The organism is Marinobacter zhejiangensis, assembly GCF_900114775.1.
Taxonomy (GTDB): domain Bacteria; phylum Pseudomonadota; class Gammaproteobacteria; order Pseudomonadales; family Oleiphilaceae; genus Marinobacter; species Marinobacter zhejiangensis.
On record NZ_FOUE01000001.1, the window covers coordinates 492,513 to 519,026 of the forward strand.

At 61.1% G+C, this 26,514-nt stretch carries 22 protein-coding genes and 1 pseudogene; 15 read left to right on the plus strand and 8 right to left on the minus strand.

Features of this window, described 5'->3' with window-relative positions; genetic code table 11:
- The first annotated feature begins 59 nt into the window (after positions 1–59).
- On the plus strand, positions 60–2,057 hold the full coding sequence (locus BMZ67_RS02185) for a ribonuclease R family protein (protein WP_092020271.1): 1,998 nt from the start codon (positions 60–62) through the stop codon (positions 2,055–2,057).
- A 31-nt stretch (positions 2,058–2,088) separates the two neighbouring features.
- Here BMZ67_RS02185 and BMZ67_RS02190 read toward each other — a convergent pair whose 3' ends face one another.
- A complete protein-coding gene (locus BMZ67_RS02190) occupies positions 2,089–2,979 on the minus strand; it encodes an acyltransferase (RefSeq protein WP_092020272.1) in 891 nt (296 codons plus the stop codon).
- Positions 2,980–3,085: 106 nt separating this feature from the next.
- Between BMZ67_RS02190 and BMZ67_RS02195 the strand changes: the two genes are divergently transcribed.
- The 5 genes from BMZ67_RS02195 to BMZ67_RS02215 all read left to right on the plus strand — a co-directional run bounded on the left by BMZ67_RS02195 (position 3,086) and on the right by BMZ67_RS02215 (position 8,681).
- Entirely contained in the window at positions 3,086–4,339 is a 1,254-nt protein-coding gene (locus BMZ67_RS02195) for an alpha/beta fold hydrolase (protein ID WP_245749842.1), read from the plus strand.
- A 54-nt stretch (positions 4,340–4,393) separates the two neighbouring features.
- Entirely contained in the window at positions 4,394–5,296 is a 903-nt protein-coding gene (locus tag BMZ67_RS02200; RefSeq protein ID WP_092020273.1) for a LysR family transcriptional regulator, read from the plus strand.
- A 110-nt stretch (positions 5,297–5,406) separates the two neighbouring features.
- Positions 5,407–6,639: a multidrug effflux MFS transporter gene (locus BMZ67_RS02205; RefSeq protein WP_092020274.1), complete on the plus strand. Its 1,233-nt coding sequence runs from the start codon at positions 5,407–5,409 to the stop codon at positions 6,637–6,639.
- Between the two features lie 95 nt (positions 6,640–6,734).
- Positions 6,735–7,232, plus strand: a complete 498-nt coding sequence (gene tpx, locus BMZ67_RS02210) for a thiol peroxidase (protein WP_092020275.1) — start codon at positions 6,735–6,737, stop codon at positions 7,230–7,232.
- Positions 7,233–7,397: 165 nt separating this feature from the next.
- Positions 7,398–8,681 (plus strand): MATE family efflux transporter, encoded by a 1,284-nt coding sequence (locus tag BMZ67_RS02215; RefSeq protein ID WP_092020897.1) that lies wholly within the window; start codon positions 7,398–7,400, stop codon positions 8,679–8,681.
- On the opposite strand, the gene BMZ67_RS02220 is transcribed toward BMZ67_RS02215, so the two are convergent.
- Positions 8,667–9,092 carry an acyl-CoA thioesterase gene (locus BMZ67_RS02220; protein WP_092020276.1) on the minus strand — a complete coding sequence of 142 codons (426 nt, stop codon included), beginning with the start codon at positions 9,090–9,092 and terminating at the stop codon, positions 8,667–8,669. The genes BMZ67_RS02215 and BMZ67_RS02220 overlap by 15 nt on opposite strands.
- A 162-nt stretch (positions 9,093–9,254) precedes the next feature.
- Here BMZ67_RS02220 and BMZ67_RS02225 point away from each other — a divergent pair, with 162 nt between their 5' ends.
- Entirely contained in the window at positions 9,255–10,904 is a 1,650-nt protein-coding gene (locus BMZ67_RS02225) for an MBL fold metallo-hydrolase (RefSeq protein WP_092020277.1), read from the plus strand.
- 108 nt (positions 10,905–11,012) lie between these two features.
- On the plus strand, positions 11,013–12,473 hold the full coding sequence (locus BMZ67_RS02230; RefSeq protein ID WP_092020278.1) for a succinylglutamate desuccinylase/aspartoacylase family protein: 1,461 nt from the start codon (positions 11,013–11,015) through the stop codon (positions 12,471–12,473).
- Positions 12,474–12,529: 56 nt separating this feature from the next.
- On the opposite strand, the pseudogene BMZ67_RS18805 reads toward BMZ67_RS02230, so the two are convergent.
- Positions 12,530–12,622: pseudogene (locus BMZ67_RS18805) on the minus strand (PEP-CTERM sorting domain-containing protein); the annotation flags it as partial.
- 732 nt (positions 12,623–13,354) lie between these two features.
- Positions 13,355–14,533: a MalY/PatB family protein gene (locus tag BMZ67_RS02240; protein ID WP_092020280.1), complete on the minus strand. Its 1,179-nt coding sequence runs from the start codon at positions 14,531–14,533 to the stop codon at positions 13,355–13,357.
- 204 nt (positions 14,534–14,737) lie between these two features.
- Between BMZ67_RS02240 and BMZ67_RS02245 the strand changes: the two genes are divergently transcribed.
- From BMZ67_RS02245 to BMZ67_RS02260, 4 genes are all read left to right on the plus strand, one after another.
- On the plus strand, positions 14,738–15,625 hold the full coding sequence (locus tag BMZ67_RS02245) for an AEC family transporter (protein WP_092020281.1): 888 nt from the start codon (positions 14,738–14,740) through the stop codon (positions 15,623–15,625).
- A gap of 147 nt (positions 15,626–15,772) precedes the next feature.
- Positions 15,773–16,150 carry a DUF4398 domain-containing protein gene (locus BMZ67_RS02250; RefSeq protein WP_092020282.1) on the plus strand — a complete coding sequence of 126 codons (378 nt, stop codon included), beginning with the start codon at positions 15,773–15,775 and terminating at the stop codon, positions 16,148–16,150.
- A 22-nt stretch (positions 16,151–16,172) separates the two neighbouring features.
- Positions 16,173–16,961 (plus strand): OmpA family protein, encoded by a 789-nt coding sequence (locus BMZ67_RS02255; RefSeq protein ID WP_092020283.1) that lies wholly within the window; start codon positions 16,173–16,175, stop codon positions 16,959–16,961.
- Positions 16,962–17,107: 146 nt separating this feature from the next.
- Complete coding sequence (locus BMZ67_RS02260; protein WP_092020284.1) at positions 17,108–19,615, plus strand: acyl-CoA dehydrogenase; 2,508 nt, start codon at positions 17,108–17,110, stop codon at positions 19,613–19,615.
- A 57-nt stretch (positions 19,616–19,672) separates the two neighbouring features.
- Here BMZ67_RS02260 and BMZ67_RS02265 read toward each other — a convergent pair whose 3' ends face one another.
- Positions 19,673–20,035, minus strand: a complete 363-nt coding sequence (locus BMZ67_RS02265) for a hypothetical protein (RefSeq protein WP_092020285.1) — start codon at positions 20,033–20,035, stop codon at positions 19,673–19,675.
- A 237-nt stretch (positions 20,036–20,272) separates the two neighbouring features.
- Here BMZ67_RS02265 and BMZ67_RS02270 point away from each other — a divergent pair, with 237 nt between their 5' ends.
- Together BMZ67_RS02270 and BMZ67_RS02275 are read left to right on the plus strand one after the other, a co-directional pair.
- A complete protein-coding gene (locus BMZ67_RS02270; protein WP_175481814.1) occupies positions 20,273–21,388 on the plus strand; it encodes an HlyD family secretion protein in 1,116 nt (371 codons plus the stop codon).
- Positions 21,385–22,908, plus strand: coding sequence for a DHA2 family efflux MFS transporter permease subunit (locus BMZ67_RS02275; RefSeq protein ID WP_245749843.1), 1,524 nt, complete (start codon positions 21,385–21,387; stop codon positions 22,906–22,908). The genes BMZ67_RS02270 and BMZ67_RS02275 overlap by 4 nt, the downstream gene beginning before the upstream one ends.
- 4 nt (positions 22,909–22,912) lie before the next feature.
- On the opposite strand, the gene BMZ67_RS02280 is transcribed toward BMZ67_RS02275, so the two are convergent.
- Positions 22,913–23,869, minus strand: a complete 957-nt coding sequence (locus BMZ67_RS02280) for a LysR substrate-binding domain-containing protein (RefSeq protein ID WP_092020287.1) — start codon at positions 23,867–23,869, stop codon at positions 22,913–22,915.
- 100 nt (positions 23,870–23,969) lie between these two features.
- Between BMZ67_RS02280 and BMZ67_RS02285 the strand changes: the two genes are divergently transcribed.
- Positions 23,970–24,893 (plus strand): DMT family transporter, encoded by a 924-nt coding sequence (locus BMZ67_RS02285; protein WP_092020288.1) that lies wholly within the window; start codon positions 23,970–23,972, stop codon positions 24,891–24,893.
- Here BMZ67_RS02285 and BMZ67_RS02290 read toward each other — a convergent pair.
- Together BMZ67_RS02290 and BMZ67_RS02295 are read right to left on the minus strand one after the other, a co-directional pair.
- On the minus strand, positions 24,879–25,511 hold the full coding sequence (locus BMZ67_RS02290) for a MarC family protein (protein ID WP_092020289.1): 633 nt from the start codon (positions 25,509–25,511) through the stop codon (positions 24,879–24,881). The genes BMZ67_RS02285 and BMZ67_RS02290 overlap by 15 nt on opposite strands.
- Positions 25,512–25,588: 77 nt before the next feature.
- Positions 25,589–26,479 carry a DMT family transporter gene (locus BMZ67_RS02295; protein ID WP_092020290.1) on the minus strand — a complete coding sequence of 297 codons (891 nt, stop codon included), beginning with the start codon at positions 26,477–26,479 and terminating at the stop codon, positions 25,589–25,591.
- Positions 26,480–26,514 lie beyond the last annotated feature (35 nt).

Sequence of the window (26,514 nt, forward strand, 5' to 3'; positions counted from 1 at the left end):
CGGAAAACCGGTATACTGCCAGACCAATTTTTCCCATCCCGCCAGTCAGGTTCCATTGCATGCTAAATGCCGACGCGCTCAGTCAGTTGCGCCAGCTCAAATCCGACATCAAAGACAGCAAAGTCACCTTCGCCGGCACGGTAAAAGCCACCAACGGCCGGTTTGGTTTTGTTGCCCTCGACGAAGGCCGTGATGTCTTCCTGCCACCCGAAGAAATGCAAAAGGTCCTGCCTGGCGATCGCATCAGGATTACCGAGCAGACCGATGACAAGGGCAAGCTTCAGGGCGTTGTCGATGAGCTGCTGGACACCGGCCTGACGACCTTTGTGGGCCGCTACCTGGTCAAGGGCAAAGGGCATTTTGTGGTACCGGAAACCCCCGGCATCAACCGCTGGATCTTCATCCCGCCCAAGGAACGCATGGGCGCGGAACAGGATGACTTCATCTACTGCCAAATCCACCGCCACCCAATCCGTGACGGCAAGGGCCAGGCGAAAGTCCTGCACATCATCGGTAAAGCCGGTGCACCCGGCATTGAGCGCGCCTTCACCCTGGCCTCGTTCGACCTGGCCGAAGACTGGCCCGACACGGTCACCCAGCAGGCGGACCAGCTGGACGAAGCCGCCATCGACGCCCTGGCGGGTGAGCGGGAAGACCGCACCGAACAGCCCTATGTCACCATCGACAGCCCAGGCACCCAGGACATGGACGACGCCCTGATGGCGGAGCCGAACGCAACGGGCTGGAAAGTGTCGGTTGCCATTGCCGACCCGACTGCTTTGATTCCGGGCGGCAGCCCGGCTGAACGGGAGGCCCAGGCCCGCGCCACCGCCATCTATTTCCCGGGCGAGCCACGCCCCATGTTCCCAGATGCCATCAGCACCCGTTTGTGCTCGCTGGTACCGGATGCCCATCGACTGGCCCTGGTCTGCGACATGCAGGTCAATAACGACGGCAGTCTGGGTGACTACAGTTTTCACTCAGCGGTCATCCGCTCGCAAGGCAAACTCAGTTACGAGCAGGTTGCCCATGTCATCGAAGGGCGTGAAGGTGACGACACCCGCGACCTTTCAGAGACCGTCAGTGCCAGCCTGGACCAGTTACATCAGGCCGCAACGGCGCTGCGCCGGTGGCGGGAAGCCAATGCCCTGCTTGGCACCGAGCGCCCGGAATTCCGCCTGCGGCTTGATGAAAACAAGCACATTCGCCAAATCGAGCCGGCGGTTCAGAATGAGGCTCACCGCCTGGTGGAAGAGTGCATGGTGGCCGCCAACCGCTGCGCCGCAGGCTTCCTCAGTGGCCTCAGCCATGGCCTGTTCATTACCCACCCGGGTTTGCGTGCAGACCGTGCCGACAACATCCGTAGCCTGCTGAGCCAATTCGCCCCCGACTTGGCCGGGCTTGACCCCGCCTCCGCGGATGGCTTCCGTCAGCTGATGCAGCAAGCGGATAGCGTCACCGCTGAGGTTCCGCTCAAGGCCATCGTATCCCGCCAGCTGGCACGGGTGGAGCTGGCGTTTACCGCCGCGCCACACCAGGGCATGGGGCTTGGAGCCTACACCACGTTCACCTCCCCACTGCGCAAATTCAGCGACTTTTACGTGCACCGAGTCATCAAGTCAGCGCTCTGGCAGCAACCACTACAGCCGCTGGACGACCGCCAGCTGGAGACCCTGCAGGAAACCCAGATCAAGGCCCGCCAGGCCGCCAACAGCCTGGAGAACTGGCTCAAATGTGAGTTCGCTCCCAGCCTGGGCGAGGCGCCACAAAGTGGCGTCATCAGCCGTACCGTGCCGGCCGGTTTCTTCGTGCGGCTCGACAGCAATGGCCTGGAAGGCTTCGTCAGCTGCAAGGACCTGGAAGGCAAATACAGCTTTGATCCGGTCACCCTGCGCCTGACCCACAACAAGAACGGCCGCCTGTTCCAGTTGGAGCAGACCGTGAACGTTGCCCTGCTGGGCGTCGACCGCGAGCGCAAGCAAATCAATTTCAAGCTGGTTGAAGATACGGCCCAGGACGGGCAGACGCAGGAGGCTTCCCCGGCGGCAGAGGCTTAACGCCGCCAGGGACCGCCGGGTTGGCGGGGGATCAGCGGAGCATGTCGTCCAGCCGCTGGTCCTTCGCGGACCACAGCTCGGCCAGCCAGTCTTTGACCCGCCGGCGCTGTTCGCCGTCGGCGCTGTAGTCCTTGCCTTTGAGATCTTCGGGAATGGCCACGGTGTCAATGTGCAGCTTCACCGAGGTCATCCGGCCACAGAGAAAGTCCCAGAACGTGGGCGAGCCACCCGGGTAGGCAATGGTGACGTCCACCAGAGTCTGAATCGAATCCCCCATCGCATCCAGTACAAACCCGACACCGCCCGCCTTGGGCACCAGCAGGTGCTTGTAGGGTGATTTCTGGTGTTTATGCTTGGCCGGCGTGAAACGGGTACCTTCTACGAAGTTCATGACACTAACCGGAGTATCGCGGAATTTCTCACAGGCCTTGCGGGTTGCCTTGAGATCTTCACCACGTTTCTCCGGATGCTTGATCAGGTATTCCCTCGAATGACGTTTCATGAACGGGAAATCCAGCGCCCACCATGCCAGGCCAATGACCGGTACCCAGATCAATTCTTTCTTAAGAAAGAACTTGAGAAACGGCGCCTTGTGATTGAGTACCCGCTGCATGGCCAGGATGTCCACCCAGCTTTGGTGATTACTCATCACCAGGTACCAGCCTTCCCGCTTCAGCTGATCCGCGCCGGTTACCTGCCAGTCGGTGTTGTGGGTCAGTTTCATCCAGCCGGTGTTGCAGGCCACCCAGGATTCAGAGATCCAGATCAGCACACGGGACAAGAACACCCGCGCACCCCGAACGGGAATCACCAGCTTCAACAGCACCCAGGGGAGTAGAAGAAGGCACCAGAACAACGTATTGATACCCAGTAACAGGGCATTGATCACGCCAATCAGTGGCGCAGGAAGGAAACTCAGCATGTATTTATCCGTTATTGTCTTTGCCTGAAAGGCAGGCATGATAGCAACCCAGGTTCCTGAAGGGCAGAGCCCAACGACGGCATATTCGGCACTTCAGGTGGCCAATATGCCAATTGACCTGGACGAATTTGCCATGGCGCCCAACGGCGTTCCACCGATATTCTGGACGTCGTCCTACCCGTTTCCAGAGAACCCGATGAACAGAGCCATGCCAAACCTCGCCAGGTCCGTAATTGACAAAGCCTCCGGACTCTCCCGTCGGAGCCGCCACTACGCCAGCAATGCCTTTGACCGGGTTTTCCGGTCCGCCAGCCTGGTCCAGGCCGGCCAGACACCCTTCGATACCTTGCACAGCGATGGTCTGGTCACCCTGCGCTACTACCCACCCCTGCTGGAGGACGCCATCGAGCTGGAAGGCATGACCATTCCGGTCGAGCGCCAGACCCACAAGACGCCCATCGTCATCGTGCCGCCACTGGCCGTGAACATGCTGATCTACGACCTGTTCCCCCAGCGCAGCCTGGTCCGGTTCCTGCGGGCCAAGGGCTTTGAGGTCTACCTGATTGATTGGGGCGTACCCACCCGGGACCACACCCATTACAACATGCACACCTACGTTGCCGAACTGCTGCCGGACTACCTCAACCGGGTGCGCGAGCACAGCGGCGAGCGGGAGCTCTCGCTGCACGGCTGGAGCATGGGTGGCATGTTCACCCTGTTTTACTCGGCGCTGAGTAAAGACCAGCACATCCGCAATGCCATCGTGCTGGGCTCGCCCATCGACAGCCATGCGTCCGGGGTACTGGGCCTGATGTACCAGCGGATCTCAGATGTTGCCGAATTCGTGCGCGCCCGCACGGGCTTCCGTCTGCACGACCTTCAGCCCCACTGGTTCCATACCCCCGGCTGGGCCAACACCATCGGCTTCAAACTCAGTAACCCGATTGGCAGCGTGAAAGGCTACTGGGAACTGGTGGTCCGCCTGGGCGACCGCGAGTTTGTTCGTGACCACGCCACAACATCGGCTTTCCTCGACCGCATGGTGGCCTACCCGGGCGGCATCATCCAGGACACCGTGGTCCGTATCTGGATCGACAACCAGCTGTCCGAAGGCGAGATCCAGATCGGCGACGATGTGGCCCGGCTGGAGAACGTCAACGCCAACCTGATGGCCGTCGCTGGCAGCAGCGATACCCTGGCAACGCCGGATGCCGCCCGTCGGGTGATGGACCATGTCAGCTCCGCAGATAAAACCTTCCGGGTCATCCCTGGAGGCCACATGGGCATTCTCGCTGGCAGCAAAGCCCCCCATGCCAGCTGGCTGGAGCTGGCCGACTGGCTTGCACAACGCTCCGACTGACCCTCACGACGGTGGCGGTTCTTCCCGTCACCGTTTTGCCCTACACTGGGATCCATGAATCCCATTGATACGTTCAATCTCGATGCCCGCTCCCTGCGGGTGCTGCTTGCGGTACTCGACGACGGCAGCGTGTCCGGCGCCGCCGTCAAGCTCGGGCTTAGCCAGTCCGCGGTGAGCCATACCCTCGATCGGCTGCGTCAGGCGCTCGGGGACCCACTGTTCGTCAAATCCGGCCGTGGCATTGCCCCCACTCACTACACCCTCCGCATCGGACCCCACGTGCGTCAGATCCTCGACGATCTGCGTACCCTGTCGGCCGGCCCGCCCTTTGTTCCCCGCGACGCCGACTTTACCGTGACCATTGCCGCCAACGACTACCAGCGTGACCTGTTGCTGCCACCGTTGATGCAACGGCTGCGGGAGCAGGCACCCGGTATTGGCCTGCAGGTCATTCCGTCGGGCATTCCCAACGCCGATATGCTGCGCAAGGAAGTCTGCGACCTGATCATCTCCCCTCACCCCCCGGCCGCCAGCGATATCCTGCAAAGGCGACTGCTGGATGACCAGATGATGATTTTCTACGATCCTGCGCATCGGACGGCACCCACGTCCCTGGCCGACTACCTGCAGGCTGAGCATGTTGCCATCCTGTTCGGTACCGGCGAACCCACAGCACTGGAAGGCTCCCTGAGCGCCCGGGGCCTGGCGCGGAAAACCCGCGTCACCGTCTCCAACTTTTCCGGACTCGCTGGTTTCCTGAAGGGCACACAACTTCTGGCAACCGCGCCCTCCATGATGAGTAAACACTTACTTAGCAACTTTGCTTCCGCCCCACTGCCCTTCGATTACAAGCCCTTTACGCTGATGATGCTTTGGCACCAACGCAACCAAAGCGACCCGGCCCATCGCTGGCTGCGGCAGCAGTTGATTGAGGTGGCCGACCAACTCGGAGACTGACAACACGACCTATCGATATTGTTCATAGGTCGTATGAAGGCGACGGTCGTTATTTGTGCGATCCGGAGGCGTACACTGTTCCTCCGATTCAACCGATTCCCGGAATGCCCATGCTCGCCCTCACCAGTGTCTGGACCACCGTACTTCTGGCTGCTGCTGTCGCCCTTGGTCCACTGGCAACCGATATGTACCTTCCGGCCCTACCTTCCCTTGGCGGCGCCTTGGGCGCTGGCACCGATCAGGTTCAGCTGACCCTGAGCATCTACATGGCCGGGTTTGCCCTGGCCCAGCTAATCTGTGGCCCGCTGGCCGACCGCTTCGGCCGCAAACCGGCGATGATTGGCGGTTTTGTGCTGTTTGCCGCGGCCAGTATTGGCTGTGCGCTGGCCAACAACATCGAAACCCTGATCCTGTGCCGTTTCCTCCAGGCAATCGGCGGTTCCGCCGGGCCAGTACTGGGTCGCGCCGCCATCCGTGATATCTACACCCCGCGAGACGCCGCCCGGATCATGGCACTGCTGGCCAGCATCATGGCCTTGGCACCAGCCCTGGCACCGACGCTCGGCGGGCTGATGCTGAACCATCTGGGCTGGCCCTCCATCTTTATTGCCCTGGCTGGCTACGCCCTGGTGATGGCCCTGGTGGTCGCGGTAGGCATTCCCGAACCAATGGCGTCCGAAAACCGCCAGCCGCTGAAGCTGTGCACCCTGATGGCGAACTACCGATCTATTGGCTCTGACCTCAGCTTTGTCGGCTATACCCTGACCAACTCGCTGACCTTCGCCGGACTGTTTGCCTTCCTGTCGGGCTCATCGTTCGTGCTGATAGATTTCCTCGGCGTCGAGCCACAACTGTTCGGGCTGTATTTTGGTGTCATGGTGCTGGGCTACATCTCCGGCAACCTGACGGCGGTTCGCTTGGGCAAACGCCTGCTGCCCGACCAGATCCTGGTTCGCGGTCTGGTGATCGCGGTGGCTGGTGGCAGCCTGATGGCCGGTCTCGCCATTATGGAGGTGTTCCGGGTCTGGGCCGTGATTTTGCCTCAGGCAATCTTCATGATGGGCGTTGGCATGGTGCTGCCCCAGACCATGGCCGGAGCCCTGGCCAATTTCCCCCGCACCGCCGGCTCTGCCTCGGCGCTGTTCGGTTTTGTCCAGATGGCGGTAGCCGCTGGCATCGGCGCCCTGGTCGGCCACCTTCATGACGGCACCTCGCTGGTTATGGCCGTCATCATCGCGGCCAGCGCCGTTGCCGCTCTGGCAACCTACCTGCTGCTGGTACAGCGCCACCCGGCAGCCGGGTTCGAACCGGTATCAGGGGGCGTACCGGGGCAAGCGTCCTGACATTGCCTCCTTCCGGTTCGTGACGGATAGCGGGGAATGGGCTACACCATAAGTGGACCTGATCATTTCCGCACAACCACAACCGGGAGATACCGATGAGCAAAGTCACACTGGATGGGAACCCGCTGGCCATCAGCGGCAGCTTTCCCACCACCGGAAGTACCGCACCGGCCTTAACCCTGACTACCCAGGGCCTAGAGGATGTTGGTCTCGATACCTACGGCAGTCGCCGCAAGATCCTCAACATCATCCCCAGCGTTGATACCAGCGTCTGCGCCACCTCCACCCGCAAGTTCAACGAAAAGGCCAGCAGTCTCGACAACACTGTGGTACTGGTTGTTTCCGCTGATTTGCCCTTTGCCGCCGGCCGTTTCTGTGGCGCCGAAGGCCTGGATAACGTCGTTACCCTGTCCACCTTCCGCCACCCCGACTTCCTGAAGAACTACGGCGTCGCCATTGCCAGCGGACCGCTGGCTGGCCTCTGTGCCCGGGCCGTGGTGGTGCTCGACGGTGACAACAGGGTCATCCACAGCGAACTGGTCAGCGAGATCAAGAACGAGCCCGACTACGACGCCGCCCTGGCCGTGCTCTAACCTCAGTTCGACCAAACCCAGGGCGCTTTTGGCGTACCCGGCCCTCAGGGGTACTCGTACCAGGGGCGCCCTGCTAGAATCAACGGCCACATTTCCAGCCAGCGCCGAGCCCCTCCTGTGACCACCCAAACCAGCGCCACTAGCCTGCCCAGACAGCTGTTCAGCATGACCTGGCCGATGCTGTTCGGCGTGCTGTCACTGATGACCTTCCAACTGGCGGACAGCATTTTCATCGGCCAGCTCGGCCGCGATCCACTGGCCGCCCTGGGCTTCACCCTGCCGATGCAGCAGTTGATCATAGGTCTGCAGGTCGGTCTCGGCATTGCCACCACCGCCATCATTTCCCGCACCCTGGGCGCGGGCGACCCACTTCGCGCGGAGCGGCTGGGCGGGCTGGTGGTCACCGTTGGTGCTGTGCTGGTACTGGTGCTGTGCCTGCTGCTCTGGCTGCTACGCAATCCGATCATGACCCTGTTGGGGGCCGATGCCGCCCTGCTGCCACTGATCCACAGCTACTGGATTCCCTGGCTGGTCGCCGCCTGGCTCGGGGCCATGATGTATTTTGGCTACAGCGTCTGTCGCTCCCACGGCAATACCCGCTTGCCCGGCTACCTGATGGTCTTTACCAGCCTGCTCAACATCGCGCTCGACCCACTGTTCATTTTTGTCTTCGACTGGGGCCTGCCGGGTGCAGCACTGGCCACCATCGCGGCCTTTAGTATCGGTTGCCTGATGGTCTATCCGAAGCTGCTGGGCTGGCAATGGCTGCGTTTCGACCTGGTCAAGCTGGAGCTGGCACCCGCCCTGAAACAACTGGGGGGCATCATGGCCCCGGCCATGGTCAGCCAGCTGATGCCCCCGCTTTCCGCCATGCTGGCGACCGCGCTGGTCGCCGGATTTGGCTCAGCAGCTGTGGCCGCCTGGGGGCTGGGCACCCGCCTGGATTTCTTCTCCATTGTGGTGGTACTCGCCCTGACCATGTCCTTGCCCCCCATGATCGGCCGCCTGCTCGGCGCCGGTGACATCGACACCATCCGCCAACTGGTGCGTTTGTCGGTGCGTTTTGTGGTGGCCTGGCAACTGGCCATCGGCCTGCTGTGGCTTGCGGCGTCCGGCTTGGTGGCACAGTGGTTCAGTGCCGATATGACCGTCAGCGACGTGCTTGAAGACTATCTGGTGCGAGTGCCACTGAGCTATTGCGGCCTGGGGGTCTGCATGCTGATGGTGTCGATCTGCAACGCGCTGGGAATGGCGATGCGGGCGCTTATGGTCTCTACCCTGCGCCTGTTCCTGTGCTTTCTGCCGCTGTTGTGGCTGGGGGGCGAGCTGGCCGGCCTCACTGGTTTGATGACCGGCGCCTTGCTTGGCAATCTTGGCGCGGGGGTGATGGCCTACAGCTTCTATCGTCAGGGCATGCAGGCGCTGGTGTTGCGTTCAGCCGAAGCGTGACCGGAAACCTTCGGGCATGGGAATGACCTGCTTCTGCTGATAGTTGAAGAACACAAAGCCATACTTCGCCAGCGCCACCGCCTGATCGCTGTCCGCCTTGGTCACACGGAACACGATGTCGCCGCCGTACTTGTTGAAATCGGTCATACCAACTTCAAACCGCAGTAACTCGGGAAAGAACGATTCCGCCTGATACATGGTCGCCAGGTCAGTGACAATGATGCCATTGCCATCGTCATCGCCTTCCTCCACCCCCAACGACACCAGAAACTGAGCACGCGCTTCCGACAGCATCGAGATCAGGGCATCGTTACCCAGATGACGGGCGCCGTTGATGTCAGTGATGCGTACCCGCATCTCCGTTACAAAGGTAAACACCTCATCCGCAAAAGAAAGAACGACTCGCGCCATGGGAAATCACCGTAGGTCTGGGTTGCTTGGAGTCAGTAAAAGCTGACTGGGGCGCCATGATACCCCGACCTTGGTTGAACCATCACCCGAAAACGGCGCTTTCCCGGGGCAACTGTGGTAGAAAGGTTGCTTACTAACAATAAACAGCCCTGATTCGACGCCATGAAGATTCGCCCTGCTGCCACCATCGCTCTCACCCGAAACTCCACCAATGGCCTGGAAGTCCTGCTGCTGCAGCGGACCTGGAAGGCCGCCTTCATGCCCGGCTTCTACGTCTTTCCGGGTGGGGCCGTGGACGCGGGCGACCGTGCCTGCCTTGATCATCTGCAAGGCACAGACGACCAAGCCGTCAGCCAGACCATGAGCCTGGATGAAGGGGGCGCCGACTACATGATCGCCGCTATTCGCGAATGCTTTGAGGAAGCCGGGCTGTTACTGGCCACACAGGACGGAAAACCGGTATCGGCGTCCTTACTGGCCACCCTTGCCAATCAGCGCCAGGCGCTGGACCAAGGTACCCTGACCCTGGACCAGTTGTGCCGTCAGCATGGCCTCACCCTGCCGCTGGACCGGTTGGGTTACCTCAGCCACTGGATCACCCCGGAAGGTGCGCCCCGCCGTTTCGACACCCGCTTTTTCATTGCCACTGCACCCGATGGCCAACAGGCCAGCCACGATGGCAACGAAACCATCGACCACGTCTGGCTGACACCCCAGCAAGCGCTGGACGACCACCAAAATGGCCGCCGCCTGATCGGGCCGCCCACCTTACGAACCCTGCGCCAGCTCAGGGACTTTGCCAGCAGCGAAGCCGCGCTGGCTTACGCCCACGCCAATCCGCCACCAGTTGTGCCCACCGCACCCTGGCCGGCGCGTAAGGGCGGCAAGGCAATTGTGTTGGAGTCCGGCAGTCCGGCTTATGGTGAGGTGGTCAAACTGGACCCCGGTCAGGATGGCCAGGCGCTGGCCGAAATCGTCGCCACCCAGCCGGTCACCCTGGCACCAGGACTGATTCGCCTGACCGCCAACAACGCCGGGCTGATGACCGGCCCCGGTACCAACAGCTATGTGCTCGGCCAGCCCGGGGACTACACCATCATCGACCCCGGTCCGGCGGACGAGGCCCACCTGGAACAACTGCTGCAACTGACCGATGGGCAGATCCGCCAGATCCTGGTCACCCACACCCACCGGGACCATTCCCCTGCGGCGATGGCCCTTAAACAACGAACCGGGGCAACGCTGGTCGGCCTGCCGGCACCAACGGACGCAAGCCAGGACCACAGCTTTGTTCCCGACCTGGCACCTGAGCACGGTTCGGTGATTGCCACGGCGGCCGGTGACCTCAGGGTTCTGCATACCCCCGGGCACGCATCCAACCATTTGTGTTTCCTGCTCGGCGGAGAGCAGATCCTGTTCTCCGGCGATCACATCATGCAGGGTTCTACGGTAGTCATTAATCCACCCGATGGCGACATGAGCGCTTACCTGAAGTCACTGCAGGCGCTGTTGCTGGAGGACATTCATTACATTGCCCCTGGCCATGGGTTCCTGATGACCAACCCCCATCAGGTGGTGGACTACCTCACCACTCATCGACTGGCGCGGGAGCACAAGGTCGTACGTGCGCTGACACAGCAAGGGCCAGCCAGTGCAAAAGAGCTGACCCCGTTTGCCTACGACGACGTGCCAGCGGCTTTGCACCCCCTGGCCACCCGATCCCTGCTGGCACACCTGGAAAAACTCCGCACCGATGGCAAAGCCCGGCAGGATGGACAACACTGGTTATGGTCGTCGGGCGACGGCCGCTAGGCCGGGCAAGCTGAACGGGGCATTAAACCTTCGTCACAACCGTACCCCGCAAGCTCCGGGCACATTATCCTTGCCTCCCCAACTGATCAACGGCGCAAGCGAGGTCCTATGCCTACCCCCCACCGAACCTGTCGCAACTGGCTGACGGCAACCCTGGCAGCCCTGGCCCTCGGCCCCCTGGCAGTCTCTCCGGTCTGGAGCCAGGAGCCGGACGAAAGCGACGGTGTAGAGGACATTGCGGACGACGAGAACGTTACCGATATCGTGACCTCCGAACCGCGGCATGACGCGCCGCCGGAAGAGAATATCGCCACCACCCCGGCGCAACCACTGTCATCCGAGACGGCCCCTGAGCCAGAGGAGCGTGCCACCCAGGTCGCACCAAACATCGACCTGAAAGACGTGGCGCCCGCACCGGAGCTGCCGCCCGAGCCCTCATCACCCGAGGACAACGAGCCGCTCCCGGCTACCGGCGCTGAACCGGAACCCGAAACCACTACGGGTGTGGCCCTGGATAACAGCGCTGATCCAACGGAAACCACGCCGGCGGAGCTTGCCGAACCTGAAGTGGCGGAACCCGAGCCAGTGGCAACCAGCCTGATGCTGCTTAATTCAGAAGTGCTGCCCGGCACCGCGACCCGCCTGGCCTGGGCTCCCGGTATCCAGATGGCGGGGCTGTCGAGCCCCACACCGGTGCTGGTGATTAACGGTGCCAAACCTGGCCCCACCCTGTGCCTGACCGGCGCCATTCATGGCGATGAACTCAATGGCATCGAAATCGTCCGGCGTACGGTTTACGCCCTGGACCCGGAGGAATTAGCGGGGCGGGTGATCGGCATTCCCATCGTCAACCTCCCCGGTTTCGAGCGCGGCAGCCGCTACCTGCCGGACCGCCGTGACCTCAACCGGCATTTTCCCGGCAACCTGTATGGCAGCCTGGCAGACCGCATCGCCCATTCCCTGTTCCACAAGGTGATCCGGCACTGTGACATGCTGGTGGACATCCATACCGGTTCCCAACGCCGTACCAACCTGCCCCAACTCCGGGCGAACATGAACCGGCCGGAAGTGGCCGCCTTTACCCGCGGTTTTGACCGCATGGCCGTGGTCCACAGCACCGGCACCGAAGGCATGCTCCGCACCGCCGCGGTCAATGCTGGCATCACCGCCGTCACTCTGGAGGCGGGCGAGTCCCTTCGTATCCAGGAGCATCAGATCAAGGCCGGGGTGAACAGCCTTAACAGCCTGATGGAAAAGCAGGGCATGATTTCACGGATGTTTGTCTGGGGTGAACCGGAGCCGATCTACTACAACTCGTTCTGGATTCGTGCCGAGCACGGCGGCATTCTGTTCAGTGAGGTGGAACTGGGCGATCGGGTCAGCACTGGTGAGGTGCTGGGATACGTTAGCGACCCCATCACCAACGCCCGCCATCCGATTGAAGCGCCGGCCAATGGTCGGGTGATCGGTATGGCTGTCGACCAGGTAGTGATGGCCGGGTTTGCGGCGTACCACATCGGTGCCGTCACCGATATGCCGGTGGAAGAAGACGAACAGGTGGAGGATTAAACCGCTGGGGGCCGATCGGCTCCCCAGCGGGCATCAATGACGATCGATGAAGCAGCTTACGCGGCTTGGCGCTTGCGACGTGCGCGAGCACCCAGGCCCAGCAAGCCCATACCCATCAGCGCCAGGGTGGCCGGCTCGGGTACTGAGGCGGTCGCCTCTCTCACCAGGGTAATGGTCGCCTCAACTTTGGCACCGTTGCAGAGCCCTTCATACAGGCCCCACCAGTAACCTTCGTTGAAGGTCTCGTCGGACAGCTCGATGGTGATCAAACCATCGTTGTTGTCGCCGAACACGAGGTTGAGGGGGCCATTCCAAGTCAGCTGACCTTCCTGATAGAAGCCACCCAGTCCCCAGGTATCGCCAACGGTTTCGCCGTTGACACTGCCGGTGATCGCCTCTGGCAAGGTGAGGTCAAACAAGACGGAGATCGGCTGAGCGGTCTCGTCGTCGCCGTTCACCGCTGATTCGTCTGTCCAGATCTTGAACAAATCAAAGGTAACACTCTCACCTTCATTGAGGTCAAAGCTGAACGGGTTGGCGGCCAGATCCTGGCTGTTCACCACCAGACCGGGGTCATTCTCGTTCAGATCAACATCGTAGGATCCGGAAATCATGGTTGCGCTGGCCAGGGACGGCGCCAGGACGGCTGCCGTCAACAAAGCTGCAGAAGCAAGCTGCTTCATAATAGGTTTCTCCTTGAAAGCCCTTCGTAAAGTCAGCCACTCCATTGTGTGTGGCTTGGCACCGATTAAGCACAAATCAATCCAAACCTATTATTTTTATTTAATATCAATAACAAAAAAAACAAAATCATTATCTAAATATGGCTACATGGAAAGTTTATCGACACATTACGGTGAACAATTAATTCAGCTTATAAACTATCCCAACCGATGAGCGACCGCTTCATTGAGTTGATCAAGCGCCTGCTTCAGCACCGCCCTCGAGGTCCCCAGATTCAGCCGCATAAAGCCCGAGCCCCCTGAGCCGAAGGAAGCTCCCGGGCTTAGCCCAACCCTCGCTTGCTGAACAAAGAAGCGCTTGAGCTCGACGTCGCTCATGCCCAGCGCACGGCAGTCGATCCACAGCAGGTAGGTGCCTTCTGCCTGGGTCACTGAGAGTTGTGGCAGGTGTCTGGCCAGATAGTCACACACGAAATCCCGGTTGCCGGTCAGGTAGGCAAGCAACTGGTCCAGCCAGGGCCCACCCTGGCGATAGCCCGCTTCCAGCGCTGCCGCACTGAAAGGGTTACAGGGCAACAGGTGCAAACGATCGAACGGGGCCATCAATGCTTCCCGGTGCGCGGGGTTTGACGCCACCAAAACCGACAGCCCCATCCCCGGCACGTTAAAGGTTTTGCTCGGAGCCACCGCGGTAATCAGGTTGTCGTGCGCCTCGGTCAGAGACGCAAGCACGGTGTGGGAATGGCGGTCCGGGTAGACCAGATCGGCATGGATTTCGTCCGCCAGCACAATCAAACCATGGCGGCGACAAATCCCCAGCACCGCTTCCAGCTCGTCACGGCGCCAGACCCGGCCAACCGGATTGTGGGGCGAGCACAGGAACAGAACTTTGGCGCCGTCGGCGGCACAACGCTCCAGGTGCTCAAGATCCATCTCATAGCCCCCGCCTCTCAGCTGCAGCGGGTTTTCCACCACCCGCCGGCCGGTCTTTCGAATGGCACTGTAGAACGGCGGGTAGACCGGCGGCTGGATAATGATGCCCTCGCCTTCGCCAGCAAAGGCCAACGCCGCCGCATGCAACGACGGCACCACACCCGGCACCATCATCAGCCAGTCGCGCTCAATGGACCAGCCATGGCGTTCCCGGAACCAGTCGATGACTGATTCGTAGAGGCTGTCGCGGAACAGGGTATAGCCGTACACCGGGTGCCGGGCTCGCTCCACCAGCGCCTGGGTTACCGCCTCCGGTGCTGGAAAGTCCATGTCCGCCACCCACAACGGAATCACCTCTTCGGTACCGAACACAGCCTCTCTGGCGTCGTATTTAACGGCACCGGTTCGTTCTCGCTCAATCACCTGGTCAAAATTCACAGCCACCTGATGGTTCTCCCTGTTAGTCCAGCCTGTCAGCTCTCCCGAACCTTAGCACACTGGCACCTGCGCCTTAGGTCGCAATGACGGCTGCGGCGCGGATGATCACAATTCCACTGTGTCACCACTCCCGGTAGCCCGGAACAAGCTCTGGATTATCGTTACTATTCAGGGTTCACTAGAGCCTTACCCAAAAGGACCCAGCCTGCCATGCTGACGCAGATTCTTGCCACCCTGTTGCCAGTGTTCCTGATCGCCTCCTGCGGCGCCCTCTATGGCCGTTACCGCAGCCCGGATATCCAGGGCATCAACGCCCTGAACATGGAACTGTTTGTCCCCATGCTGGTGTTTGCAGTGCTGGCCGACCAGAAGGCGCCATTGCAGGACTACGCCTGGCTGGCTCTGGCCGGCACCATCGTCGTGTTGGGTTCGGGGCTGCTGTTGTGGCCGCTGGCGCGGTTTTTCAAGATCAACCCCAAAACCTTCCTACCCCCGATGATGTTCAACAACTCCGGCAACATGGGCATTCCGGTGATGGTACTGGCCTTTGGCGAAGCGGCGCTGCCGGCCGCGGTGGTGCTGTTTATTGTCGAGATGATGCTGCACTTTACCGTCGGCCTGCACATGCTCAACCCACACGAACCGCTGCGGCGTTTACTGAAAATCCCGGTGGTGGTGGCCAGCATTGCCGGTTTGACCCTGAATCTCGGTGGCGTGGCCCTGCCGTCCTGGCTGCTGGAATCCCTGAACATGCTGGGCGGTGTCTGCATCCCGCTGATGCTGTTCACCCTCGGTGTGCGAATGCTGGACGTGGATTTCTCCGACTGGAAACTGGGACTGCTCGGCGCCATTGCCTGCCCCGCCAGTGGCCTGCTGCTGGCCTGGCCGCTGGTGGGCCTGATGGACCTGCCCGGGCTGCAACTGGCGGCATTGTGGGTATTCGCTGCCCTCCCCCCCGCCGTACTGAACTATATGGTGGCGGAACAGTACCGCCAGGAGCCTCACCGGGTCGCGTCGCTGGTCCTGATCGGTAACCTGGGCAGCCTGGTGGTGATGCCTGTTACCCTCGGCCTGATCTTTTCTTCTGGCCTGCTATAGTAAACATTACCTGTCTTCCTGTTCAGTCCGCCGGTTCTGAACATCCTAACCGGTACAGGCATGCCGGTTGCAGTGGTTGTCGATGTAGACACAGTGTTGTCGGCGAGTGGTGGTCACGGTTCCGTAACCAACACAAGGAGCAACTACATGAGAGCCTATCGCTGCCAGTGGCACGCCGCTTGCGCCCTGGGTCTGGCTGCCATGCTTGCGGGATGCGCAAGTCAGGGACCACGCCCGGATTCCGAACTGATGTCCGCGTCTTCCGCGGTGGAACAGGCCGAAGCGTCCCTTGCCCGTCAATACGAACCCGTCTTGTTGAACGAAGCCCAGAACAAGATCGCCGATGCCCGTGAGCTGATCGACCGGGAAGAAAATGATCAGGCCCGTGCTTTGCTGAAGCAGGCCGAAGTCGATGCCCAGCTTGCAGCGGCCCGTTCGGAAACCGCCAAGGCCCGCCAGGCCGTCGAGGAAATCAACAAAAACATCGAACAGCTGCGCATGCAGATGGAAAGTTCCGCCCAATAGGCCGGCTTCAGGAGGACACATCATGAAGATTCGCACTCTTATCGCCTGCGTTGCGATGGGCACCGTGGTGCTACTGACTGGCTGTGCCAGCGCGCCCCCGCAGAACGCCACCTACGACCAGGCCCAAGCGCTGTACGACCAAATCCGCAACGACCCGGCCGTCGCCCGCAGCGGTGCCACCCAGCTCCGCAGTGCCAGCAAGAATCTGGAGGACGCCAGGAACCTGCTGGCCGACGATGCGGACATGAGCGAAGTCGAACAATCCGCTTACCTGGCCCTGCGTCACGCCGAGATTGCCCAGCAACAGGGCATGCGCTCGGAGCTGGAAGCCCAGGTCGCCCAAGCAGAGGAACGGCGCAACCAGCTTGAGCTGGCCAGCCGCACAGCGGAAGCCGAAGCCCTGAGGCAGCAGATGGCCGCGATGCAGGCAGAACAAACCGAACGCGGCATGGTGCTTACCCTCGGCGATGTCCTGTTCGATGTGGGCAAAGCCGACCTTAAGCCTGCTGCGGAGCGGACCATTACCCGGCTCGCTGACTTCATGGGGCAGTACCCGGAACGCCGGGTATTGATCGAGGGGTATACCGACAGCACCGGTGATGCAGGCTTCAACCAAAAGCTCTCGGAAGACCGCGCCAACTCCGTTCGTGATGCACTGGCCGGCAATGGCATTGTGCGCAGTCGCATCGACACCATGGGCTACGGCGAAAATTACCCCAAGGCCACCAACGACACTTCCAGCGGCCGCCAGCAAAACCGGCGGGTGGAGATCGTGATTTCCGACGAGAAGGGCAACATCCCGACTCGGTAATGCCTTCAATCAGGCCCTTTCAGTCCGGTGTCACTCCTTAGGCTCCGGACTGTTTTTGTTATGGCCAGCCGTCATCACAATGCTGTCACCGTGAGCAGGCATGGTCAAAAGTTGTCGTACATCGAGAAGGATTTTGGAGGTTGCCGATGAGTGTATTGCTGTTACTCGCCAGCATACTGGTGTTGATCTACCTGGGCATTGGCGGCACCACCGCCGCCATTGTGTTGTGCCTGGCTACCGTGGTCGGGCTGTTCTATGACCATTGGCACTTGCTGAGCCTGATCGTTTCGGGCGCCCTGCTCGCGGTGAGCCTGATCCTGCTCTTGGGTGGAGACCTGCGCAAACAACGCTTCAGCGGTCCACTGTTGTGCTGGGTACGAAGCCGGTTACCCAGGCTCTCTGATACCGAAGCCGAGGCTCTCAAATCCGGCACCGTGGACTGGGACGGTGAACTGTTTTCCGGTCAGCCGGACTGGCAACGATTGCTGGACGCCACCCCTGGCCACCTGAGCATTGAGGAACAAGCCTTCATCGACGGCCCGGTGGAGGAGCTCTGTGGGATGCTTGATGACTGGGCCATTACCCACGAGCACTACGACCTGCCAGCACCGGTGTGGAAGTTCATCCGCGACAACGGCTTTTTTGGCCTGATGATTTCCCGGGAGATGGGAGGCAAAGGGTTTTCCCATACGGCCCATTCCGAGATCGTCATGAAGATCTCCACCCGCAGTGTCTCCGGGGCCGTCACCGTGATGGTGCCCAACTCCCTGGGTCCCGGCGAACTGTTGATGGAATACGGGACCGACGAGCAGAAGAACCACTACCTACCGCGGCTTGCCTCCGGCAAGGAGATCCCCTGTTTTGCCCTGACCTCACCGGTGGCAGGCTCTGACGCGGGCGCCATTCCCGACAAGGGCATCGTCTGCAAAGGCGACTGGAACGGCGAAGAGGTTCTGGGACTGAAAGTCACCTGGAACAAGCGCTACATCACCCTGGCCCCGGTGGCGACCCTGATCGGGCTCGCCATCAAGGTCTACGACCCGGACCGCCTGCTGGGCGGTGACGACGACATCGGTGTTACCTGTGTACTAATTCCCCGTGACCTGGACGGGGTCAACGCCGGCGCCCGCCACCTGCCGATGAATACCGTCTTCATGAACGGTCCCACCTGGGGTACCGACGTCTTCATTCCCATGGACCAGATCATTGGAGGCCAGGACATGCTCGGCAAAGGCTGGACCATGCTGCTGGAATGCCTGTCCATCGGCCGCTCCATTTCGCTGCCGGCACTGGGCACCGGCGCCGGTAAGGTGGCGAGTCTGGCCACCGGTTCCTATGCGCTGGTCAGGGAACAGTTTGGTCGCTCCATCAGCCAGTTCGAGGGTGTGCAGGAGGCCCTTGAGCCCATCGCCGGCTACACCTACATGATGGATGCCGCCCGTCTGCTGACCGCCGGTATGCTCGACCGCGGCGTACGCCCCTCGGTGCCATCCGCGGTGCTGAAATACCGCAACACCGACCTGATGCGGGAAGTCATCAACCATGCCATGGACGTGGTGGCCGGTCGTGGCGTCATCACAGGCCCCCGTAATTTCCTGGCCCGGGCCTACCAGGCGGTGCCCATCGGCATCACAGTGGAAGGCGCCAACATCCTGACCCGCAGCCTGATGATCTTCGGCCAGGGGGCCATCCGCTGTCACCCGTTCATTGTCGAGGAAATTGAAGCCGCCGGTATGGAAGACAAGCGCGCGGCCACCGACCGCTTCGATGGCGTGTTCTACCGTCACCTGGCCCACACCGCTCGCAATGCCCTGCGAGCGTTCATCGGCGGGCTGACCTTTGGGCGGCTGGAATCCGCGCCACGGTTGGGTGACATTCGCCCGTGCTACCAGCAACTGTCCCGCTTCTCGGCGGCCTTCGCACTGATGACCGACGTCACCCTGCTCAGTGTCGGCGGTGGCCTGAAAGCACGGCAGCGCTTATCCGGGCGTATGGCCGACTGTCTGGTGCAGCTCTACTACGCGTCGGCGGTGATCAAGCAGTGGCATGAAGAGGGCTACCCACCGGACCAACGCCCCTTGGTGGAATGGGGACTTAAAACCTGTCTGAACAACCTGCAGCAGCAAATGCGCGAGCTGATCATCAACTTCCCCGTAGCCGCCCTGCGCTGGCCGCTGCGGTTGCTGGTCTTCCCCCTGGGCGCCACCGGCCTCAATGGCCCCGATGACCGCCTCGGCACCCGGGTGGCAGAAACCATTGTCCGCGACACCCCGGTACGCCACCGCATAAGCCGCGGTTGCTACGTCAACGACAGCCCTGACGACCCATTGGGTCGGGTCTTGAATGCCTACCGTCTGGCCAACAAAACCCACGACATGCGTGAGCGCCTGCACACGGCCATCCGCAGCCGCAACGAGGACGAACTCGATGCCATTGCCCTGTTGATGGGCCATCAGCGTCAGGAGTTGGTGGACTGGGCCTGCGAGCAGCAGATCATCAAGGACGAAGAGTGTGGGCAATTACTGGAGGCGCTGGAAGCGCTTTACGATGTGATCCGGGTGGATGCGTTTGATGCGGAAGGCATCAAGAAACTCGCCCGTTGTGCCAAGGGCAAACGGCAAGTGGTGGAGCGCCCGCCCAAGGAAGAGGACTAGAGTCTCCTCAGCGGACCAGGCAAGCGGGCTGGCGTAGAGTTCAGCCCGCGCGGTCTGTCAGTGGTCCAGGATGTCAATGATTTCCCGGGTACCACGCAGGATGTAGTACGCGCGACCTTCAATTTCCACCCGCTCACGACGATCGTCGATATCATAGCTCCGGCCGTACCGATACAGCTCCTCCGGTAGATAGTCGCCACGGTTCATGTTCAGGCGACGCTGCCATCCCGGCGGCAGCGGCTCACCACGAGCCCCTTGTCGCGCCAGCCCCGGTGGCAGGTTCAAGCCGCGGTTGTCGTAGTGGTCGTAGTGGTCGTAGTGGTCGTAATGATGATCGCGATGGCTATTGCCCGCCGTAGCCGGTAGCGAACCTGTCGCCAAGGCCAGGACAATCAGTGCGGTTGATACTACCGTCTTCATAGCACGTCCATCCATTGTTGTTGTCTGGTTAACGCTAGCACAGTGGTGTTCGCGGCAGCATTTACGGTTGTTAGGAAAATCGTAAGGTTTCGTGAATCCCAGATTGAACAACGACCAGATATTTAATTAGTTAACTATTCGTGATTTTCCTAATAAACTATTGCGCAAGCGGTGTCCCCGCTGTCCAAAATCACAATGATAACGAACGACAAGCACGCGAAGATTACGGAGTCCCCGATGCCTTCAGAGCAGAGTACCCCGGCCCCCCTCACCGCCAAAAAACGCAAAACCGGCCCAATCCTGCTGGTCAGCATTCCTCTGGTCGTTGCCCTCGCCTTTGCCCTATACCTGGTGTTTGGTGGCCGCTACGTCAGCACTGAGAACGCCTATCTCCAGGCGCCAATGGTGAACCTGACCGCCGAAGTGTCCGGGCGGATTGGCACCGTACTGGTCCGGGAAAATCAGTCGGTGAAGGCTGGCGACGTCCTGCTGGGCATCGACACCGAGCCTTTTGAAATTGCCGTTAGCCAGGCCGAGGCGCGGCTTCGCCAAGCGGAATTCGCCATCCAGACGCTGAAGGCGAGCTACGCCTCCAAACAGGGGGAGCTGGCGCTCGCTGATGAAAACGTCGAATTCGCCCGCCGCGAGTTGAACCGCCAGCAGGCCCTGGCGGCCCGAGACCTGACTTCACGCTCGGAGCTGGACGCACTGCGCCACCAGCTGGCGACGTCAGAGCGCCAGAAAGTCACCATCACGCGGGAGCTGGAACAGATCGCCGCCACCCTTGGTGGCAACCCGAACCTGCCGCTGGCGCAGCATCCGGATTACCAGAGTGCCTTGACCAACCTGCGCTCCGCCCAGCTGGATCTCGAACGCACGCAACTCAAAGCCCCCTTTGGCGGGGTTGTAGCCAAGGTTCCGGAACCGGGCACTTACGCCAGCCCCGGCGTTGCGCTGATCAGCCTGATCGGCACGGAGGAGCTCTGGATCGAAGCCAATTTCAAGGAAACCGAACTGACACGGGTTCGCTCTGGCCAGCGCGTGAACGTTGACGTTGACGCCTACCCGGACCAGCCGCTAGTCGGCACCGTCGACAGTCTGGCCTACGCTACCGGCGCCGAGTTCGCCATCCTGCCCGCCCAGAATGCCACCGGGAACTGGGTCAAGGTGGTCCAGCGCATTCCGGTACGTATCCGGCTGGACCAGTTTCCTGACAACCTGCCCCTGCGTTCGGGCATGAGTGTCCATGTAGAGGTCGATACCGGCTACCCGGACACCGACACCGGCAGCCCCATCGCCTGGGTCCGCAGCCTGGCCAGTACCGCTGAGGCCAATGAAGGCCAGGGCGAATGACCGCTAACGAGGCCCCGTATAGCGGTCTCGATCCCCGCACCCGCGGCATGATCACGGTCTCGATCATGCTCGCCACCATCATGCAGGCGCTGGACACCACCATTGCCAACGTGGCCCTGCCCCATATGCAAGGCAGCATGGCAGCCACCGAAGAGCAGATTTCCTGGGTACTCACGTCCTACATCGTGGCGGCTGCCATCACCATCCCCCTGACAGGATTCCTCGCAGGGCTGATCGGACGCAAACGTCTGTTCATCATCTCGATCGTTGGGTTCACCCTGGCCTCGGTCCTGTGTGGCATCGCCACCAGCCTGACGGAAATCGTCCTGTACCGCGTCCTCCAGGGCATTTTTGGGGCTGGTCTGGTGCCGTTGTCCCAAGCAGTACTGCTGGACACCTACCCCAAAGAAAAGCACGGCTCGGCAATGGCAATCTGGGGTGTGGGGGTGATGGTAGGCCCGATTCTTGGCCCTACCCTGGGCGGCTACCTGACCGAGTACATCAATTGGCGCTGGGTCTTCCTGATCAACCTGCCGTTCGGCATTATTTCCCTGCTGGGAATTCTCACCTTTGTGCCGGAAACAGAGAAAGAACAGCGACGCTTCGATCTGGCGGGGTTCGCCCTGTTGGCCATTGCCATCGGTGCCCTGCAACTGATGCTCGACCGTGGCCAAAGCCTTGACTGGTTTGCCTCTTGGGAAATCCTGGTGGAAGCGGTTCTGGCCGCGACAGCCTTTACCATGTTCCTGGTACACATCACGACCACCCGCACCCCCTTCATGGAGCCGGAGCTGTTCCGCGACCGCAATTTCTCCCTAGGGCTGGTGCTGATGTTCGTAGTTGGCATTATCCTGCTGGCCACCGCAGCCTTGCTGCCGCCCTTCCTCCAGGGCCTGATGGGGTACCCGGTGGTGACCACGGGATTGGTGCTCGCGCCCCGGGGGCTGGGCAGCATGATCGGGATGGTGATCATCGGACGACTGGTCAACCGGTTTGACCCGCGCCTGCTGATCCTCATCGGCCTGCTGACGACGACGTTCAGCCTCTACCAGATGGCAGCGTTCACCACAGATGTCAGCGAAACAACGCTGATCATCAGCGGGATGATCCAGGGTTTTGGCCTCGGTTTTACCTTTGTCCCCCTGAGCACCGTCACCTTCGCCACCCTCGCTGCCCGCTACCGTAATGAGGGGACCGCCCTGTTCAGTCTGGTGCGCAACATTGGAAGCTCGATCGGGATCTCCATCATGGTGACGCTGGTCGCCCGCCTTACCCAAACCAACCACGCGGTCCTGGGCGAGTCACTGACCCCTTTCCGGCCGGCGTTCCAGGCCCTGACCCAGGCACACCCGGAAATTCTGAACACTGACAGCGGCTTAGCCATGCTAAACAACGCCCTGACCCAACAGGCCGCGACCATCGCCTACCTGAACGACTTTCGACTGATGGCCTGGATCACCCTGGCGACAATCCCGTTGTTGTTGCTGATTCGCTCCCAGCCCGCAACGGTAAGCCGCTAACCGCTTACCCCGGGTCGGCGTCCCCGCGCAGCCCATCCGCAATCGCCTCCTGCACCAGCCAACGTCGCAGCAACTGGATGCCCCGCTCGCGCCGGCGGGAGGTCTTCCAGGCGAAATAGAACTGGTAGCCGGTGGCCAGGGGGAGGCAGGGTAACCGTACAAACTCGTCGGCATCGCCACGATTGCCGATCATATAGTCATTGGTCAGGACAATGCCCTGGTGGTAACGAGCGGCTTCCAGCGCCAGCAGCATATGGCTGAAGTGCTGAACCCGGGCGTCCTTTGGCAGTACCTGTCCGGCGGCGGAAAACCAGTGATTCCAGTCACCCACGGCGCGGTCGTAGATACTGTAGGTGGATAACAGGGGGAAGCGGGCCAGCTGGGCCGGCTCCAGGTTGATCCGATCGTCGCCTTCCTGGCGGTCCAGGTTCAGCTCCCGGCAGATCCGCTCCCAATATTCGGTGCTGCACACTGGAAACATCCGCTCCTGGTACAGCAGTTCGTAGCTGAAGGCCTGGTGTGGACGGTTGATACAGATAAACGCATCGGCGACCCGGTCCGAGAGCACCGGGTTCTCGGTGGTCATCTCCAGCGACAGATCCAGTTGCGGATGACTGCGTTGCAACTCCGGCAAGCGCGGCACCAGCCAGCGCACGGCAAAGGAGCTGAAACAGGCCAGCCGAAGCCTGGAGGTTTCCTCCCCCAACAACTGCTCACTGGCACGCTCAATCTGGATCAGCGCCGTGGTCACCGCTTCCAGGTACTGGCGGCCTTCGTCCGTCAGCGACAGGCTGCGCCCGGTACGCAGAAACAACTGCTCCCCGAGGTAACTTTCCAGCTGCTTGATCTGGTGGCTGACCGCACTCTGGGTCACCGCCAGCTCCTCGGCCGCGAGCGAAAAACTGTTGAGACGGGCGACGGCTTCGAACACCGGCAATGACTTCAGTGGAGGCAACTTCATATCTAATTTTCTAATAGATACCAACGAAACATCATTTTATACGATAGCAGCCAAGACCTACACTTGCCTCCCAGTCACCGCCCGCGAAGGGAGCTAAACCATGTCCGGCAAAACCGTCAGCAGCGCCATTCTTCTCCTGGTCATCGGCAATGCCCTGGCACTGGTCTCCGATGTCTTCGTCAAACTGCTGGAGCCGGGCGCACCAGTGTTTCAATTTGCGTTCCTGCGCTGCCTGATCACCCTGCTGCTGTTGCTGCCTCTCTGGAAACAGGTCAATCCACGTCGGCTGTTTCAGGGCGGCAAGGTTCACTTTATTCGTGCCCACGTTCATCTTGGCGGCATGTTCTGCATGGTGATTGCCCTCGGCGCACTGCCGTTGGCCACCGCCAACGCCATATTCTACGCGGCCCCGATCATGGTCATGGTGCTGTCTGTGCTGGTGTTTGGCGAGCGGCTGAGGCCGTTGAGTGTGCTGGCCGTGGTCAGTGGCTTTGCCGGAATCCTGGTGATTCTTAGACCCGCTGATTTCAACTGGGGGGCGGTTGCCGCCTTGGGCTCGGCGGCAGCCCTGGCCATCAATGCCGTCATGGTGCGGAAACTGCCCAAGCGGCAATCAACGGTGCATAAACTGGCCTTGACCTATGTGATGATTCTGCCCGCGAGCGCCATCCTGATGGTGGTGGAAGGGGCACCACTAGACCCGGCTATCCTGGCCAGTGCACTCGGCTCTTCGCTGTTTATCCTCGGTTACAACATCACCGTGTTGCTGGCCTATCGCCAGGTGGAGGCCAACCAGGTCACCAGCGCCGAATACACCGGGCTGGTCTGGGCAGTGGTTATCGGTTGGATGTTCTTCGGCGAAGCCCCGGACCTGTGGTTCTTCGTTGGCACCGCCATGATCGTGGTGCCGCTGATTTTGATTGGCCTGCAACAGCGGCAGAAGTCGCCGCTCAAGCCCGCCGTGTTAGCGAATGATGGCAAGCGCCCTGAGAGCGCAGGCTGCGAGGCATCAGGCCAGGCCTGATGCCTTGATAAACCCGGTAATGCCGGTCAGCACAATTTCCGCCGCCATGGCGGAGAGGATCAACCCGCTGACCTTCGACAGGATGTTCAGCCCGGTCTTGCCCAGCACCCGCTCCAGATAACCGGACAGAAACAGCAATACCGCCAGGAACAACAAACCCGTCACCAGGCCCAGTACGCCACCGGCCATTTCCGGAACCGTCTTCAGCTCCGCACCGTACACCAGGATGGCCCCGATGGTAGCCGGGCCAATCATCACCGGAATCGCCATGGGAACCACGGCGATGTCGTCCCGGTCTTCCTGGGGCAGCCCGGTGGCATGGTTACGGGTACCGCTGTTGACCAGGCTGATGGCGGTCAGGAACAGCAACGAACCGGCACCAATCCGGAACGAGTTCAGAGTGATGCCAATGGCCTCGAACAGCACTGGACCGGCAAAGAACAGCACCAATCCCAGCACCAGCGCTGAAAAGCTGGCCCGGCGGATGATCGAATGCTTTTCGGCAGCGGGCTGGCCCCGGGTCAACGCCAGGAACATGGTGACCACAAAGAACGGCGCCAGCAGGAAAACAAAGCGGACGGAACTGCTCAGGTAGGTGGAGAGAAACTCGGATAACATGGGTCGGATTGGGCCATCTCAAATGCTAAAACGCGATGCTACTCCGAGCCGGACCCGCTGTCCGTACGCACCTTAACCTATGCCTCTACCTTGCGGGCCCAACGGGCCGGCCAGCGCCCGAACAACACCAGGTTGCCCAGCAGGGCAAGACCTGCCCCCGCCACCGCTGTGGCTGTCCAGTCAAAGCCCTCCAGCCAGGTCGATACCGACAGCGCCACGACAGGAAACAGCACCGTGGCATAGCCCGCCCGGTCCGCGCCCAACCGCTGGATCACGGTGATGTAGCAATAGAACGCAATGATGGACCCGGGTATCGCCAGGAACAGGGTCGCCCCCCAAAACGTGGTGCTATCCGGCAGCGTCCAGCGAACGCCCTGGATCAGGCACCAGACGCCAAGAACCACCGCGCCGTACACCATGGCCCAGGCGTTGGCTACCACCAGTGGGACATCGGCCTGCCGTACCTTGATGCTGATGAGGTTGCCCATGGAAAACCAGAAAGTACCCGCCGCGGCAAACAGGATGGACGCCAGGGTCGCATTGCCCAGGCTCAGGTCATGCCAGAACAGCAAAGCCACACCGGTCACCCCCAGCGCCACCGCCGGGTACAGTCGGGCCGTGGGCCGTTGCCGCAACCACAGCCAGCCATTGAAGGCATTGAACAGCGCCGCCAGAGAGAACACCACCGCCAGCAGGCCACTGGTCATGGACTCCGCAGCCCGGTAGATCAGCAGGAAATTAATGCTGTACAGGGTCAACCCCTGCAGCACCAGCCAGCCATGCTGGCGAAGGCTCAGCCGGGGCAGTCGGCGCAGCAACGCCAAAACACCCAGCGCCACCACAGCGGCCATGACAAACCGATAGAACACGGCCAGATCCACCGCCGCACTTTCCACCTGCAAGCGGATCGCTGTCCAGGTCAGCCCCCAGATCAGCACAGTGGTTCCATAATGAAGTGCAACGGGCATGACAATCCTCTCCCAACGCTCGGAGCTATCGAAAC

Excerpts from the sequence above, each read along its gene's own strand:
- BMZ67_RS02270 (WP_175481814.1), top strand. The coding sequence starts at position 20,273 with ATGCCTTCAGAGCAGAGTACCCCGGCCCCCCTCACCGCCAAAAAACGC.
- BMZ67_RS02275 (WP_245749843.1), top strand. The coding sequence starts at position 21,385 with ATGACCGCTAACGAGGCCCCGTATAGCGGTCTCGATCCCCGCACCCGC.
- BMZ67_RS02195 (WP_245749842.1), top strand. The coding sequence starts at position 3,086 with ATGCCAATTGACCTGGACGAATTTGCCATGGCGCCCAACGGCGTTCCA.
- BMZ67_RS02295 (WP_092020290.1), bottom strand. The coding sequence starts at position 26,479 with ATGCCCGTTGCACTTCATTATGGAACCACTGTGCTGATCTGGGGGCTG.
- BMZ67_RS02260 (WP_092020284.1), top strand. The coding sequence starts at position 17,108 with ATGAGTGTATTGCTGTTACTCGCCAGCATACTGGTGTTGATCTACCTG.
- BMZ67_RS02285 (WP_092020288.1), top strand. The coding sequence starts at position 23,970 with ATGTCCGGCAAAACCGTCAGCAGCGCCATTCTTCTCCTGGTCATCGGC.
- BMZ67_RS02200 (WP_092020273.1), top strand. The coding sequence starts at position 4,394 with ATGAATCCCATTGATACGTTCAATCTCGATGCCCGCTCCCTGCGGGTG.
- BMZ67_RS02185 (WP_092020271.1), top strand. The coding sequence starts at position 60 with ATGCTAAATGCCGACGCGCTCAGTCAGTTGCGCCAGCTCAAATCCGAC.
- BMZ67_RS02205 (WP_092020274.1), top strand. The coding sequence starts at position 5,407 with ATGCTCGCCCTCACCAGTGTCTGGACCACCGTACTTCTGGCTGCTGCT.
- BMZ67_RS02225 (WP_092020277.1), top strand. The coding sequence starts at position 9,255 with ATGAAGATTCGCCCTGCTGCCACCATCGCTCTCACCCGAAACTCCACC.
- BMZ67_RS02280 (WP_092020287.1), bottom strand. The coding sequence starts at position 23,869 with ATGAAGTTGCCTCCACTGAAGTCATTGCCGGTGTTCGAAGCCGTCGCC.
- BMZ67_RS02290 (WP_092020289.1), bottom strand. The coding sequence starts at position 25,511 with ATGTTATCCGAGTTTCTCTCCACCTACCTGAGCAGTTCCGTCCGCTTT.
- BMZ67_RS02265 (WP_092020285.1), bottom strand. The coding sequence starts at position 20,035 with ATGAAGACGGTAGTATCAACCGCACTGATTGTCCTGGCCTTGGCGACA.
- BMZ67_RS02215 (WP_092020897.1), top strand. The coding sequence starts at position 7,398 with ATGACCTGGCCGATGCTGTTCGGCGTGCTGTCACTGATGACCTTCCAA.
- BMZ67_RS02255 (WP_092020283.1), top strand. The coding sequence starts at position 16,173 with ATGAAGATTCGCACTCTTATCGCCTGCGTTGCGATGGGCACCGTGGTG.
- tpx (WP_092020275.1), top strand. The coding sequence starts at position 6,735 with ATGAGCAAAGTCACACTGGATGGGAACCCGCTGGCCATCAGCGGCAGC.
- BMZ67_RS02230 (WP_092020278.1), top strand. The coding sequence starts at position 11,013 with ATGCCTACCCCCCACCGAACCTGTCGCAACTGGCTGACGGCAACCCTG.
- BMZ67_RS02220 (WP_092020276.1), bottom strand. The coding sequence starts at position 9,092 with ATGGCGCGAGTCGTTCTTTCTTTTGCGGATGAGGTGTTTACCTTTGTA.
- BMZ67_RS02250 (WP_092020282.1), top strand. The coding sequence starts at position 15,773 with ATGAGAGCCTATCGCTGCCAGTGGCACGCCGCTTGCGCCCTGGGTCTG.
- BMZ67_RS02190 (WP_092020272.1), bottom strand. The coding sequence starts at position 2,979 with ATGCTGAGTTTCCTTCCTGCGCCACTGATTGGCGTGATCAATGCCCTG.
- BMZ67_RS02245 (WP_092020281.1), top strand. The coding sequence starts at position 14,738 with ATGCTGACGCAGATTCTTGCCACCCTGTTGCCAGTGTTCCTGATCGCC.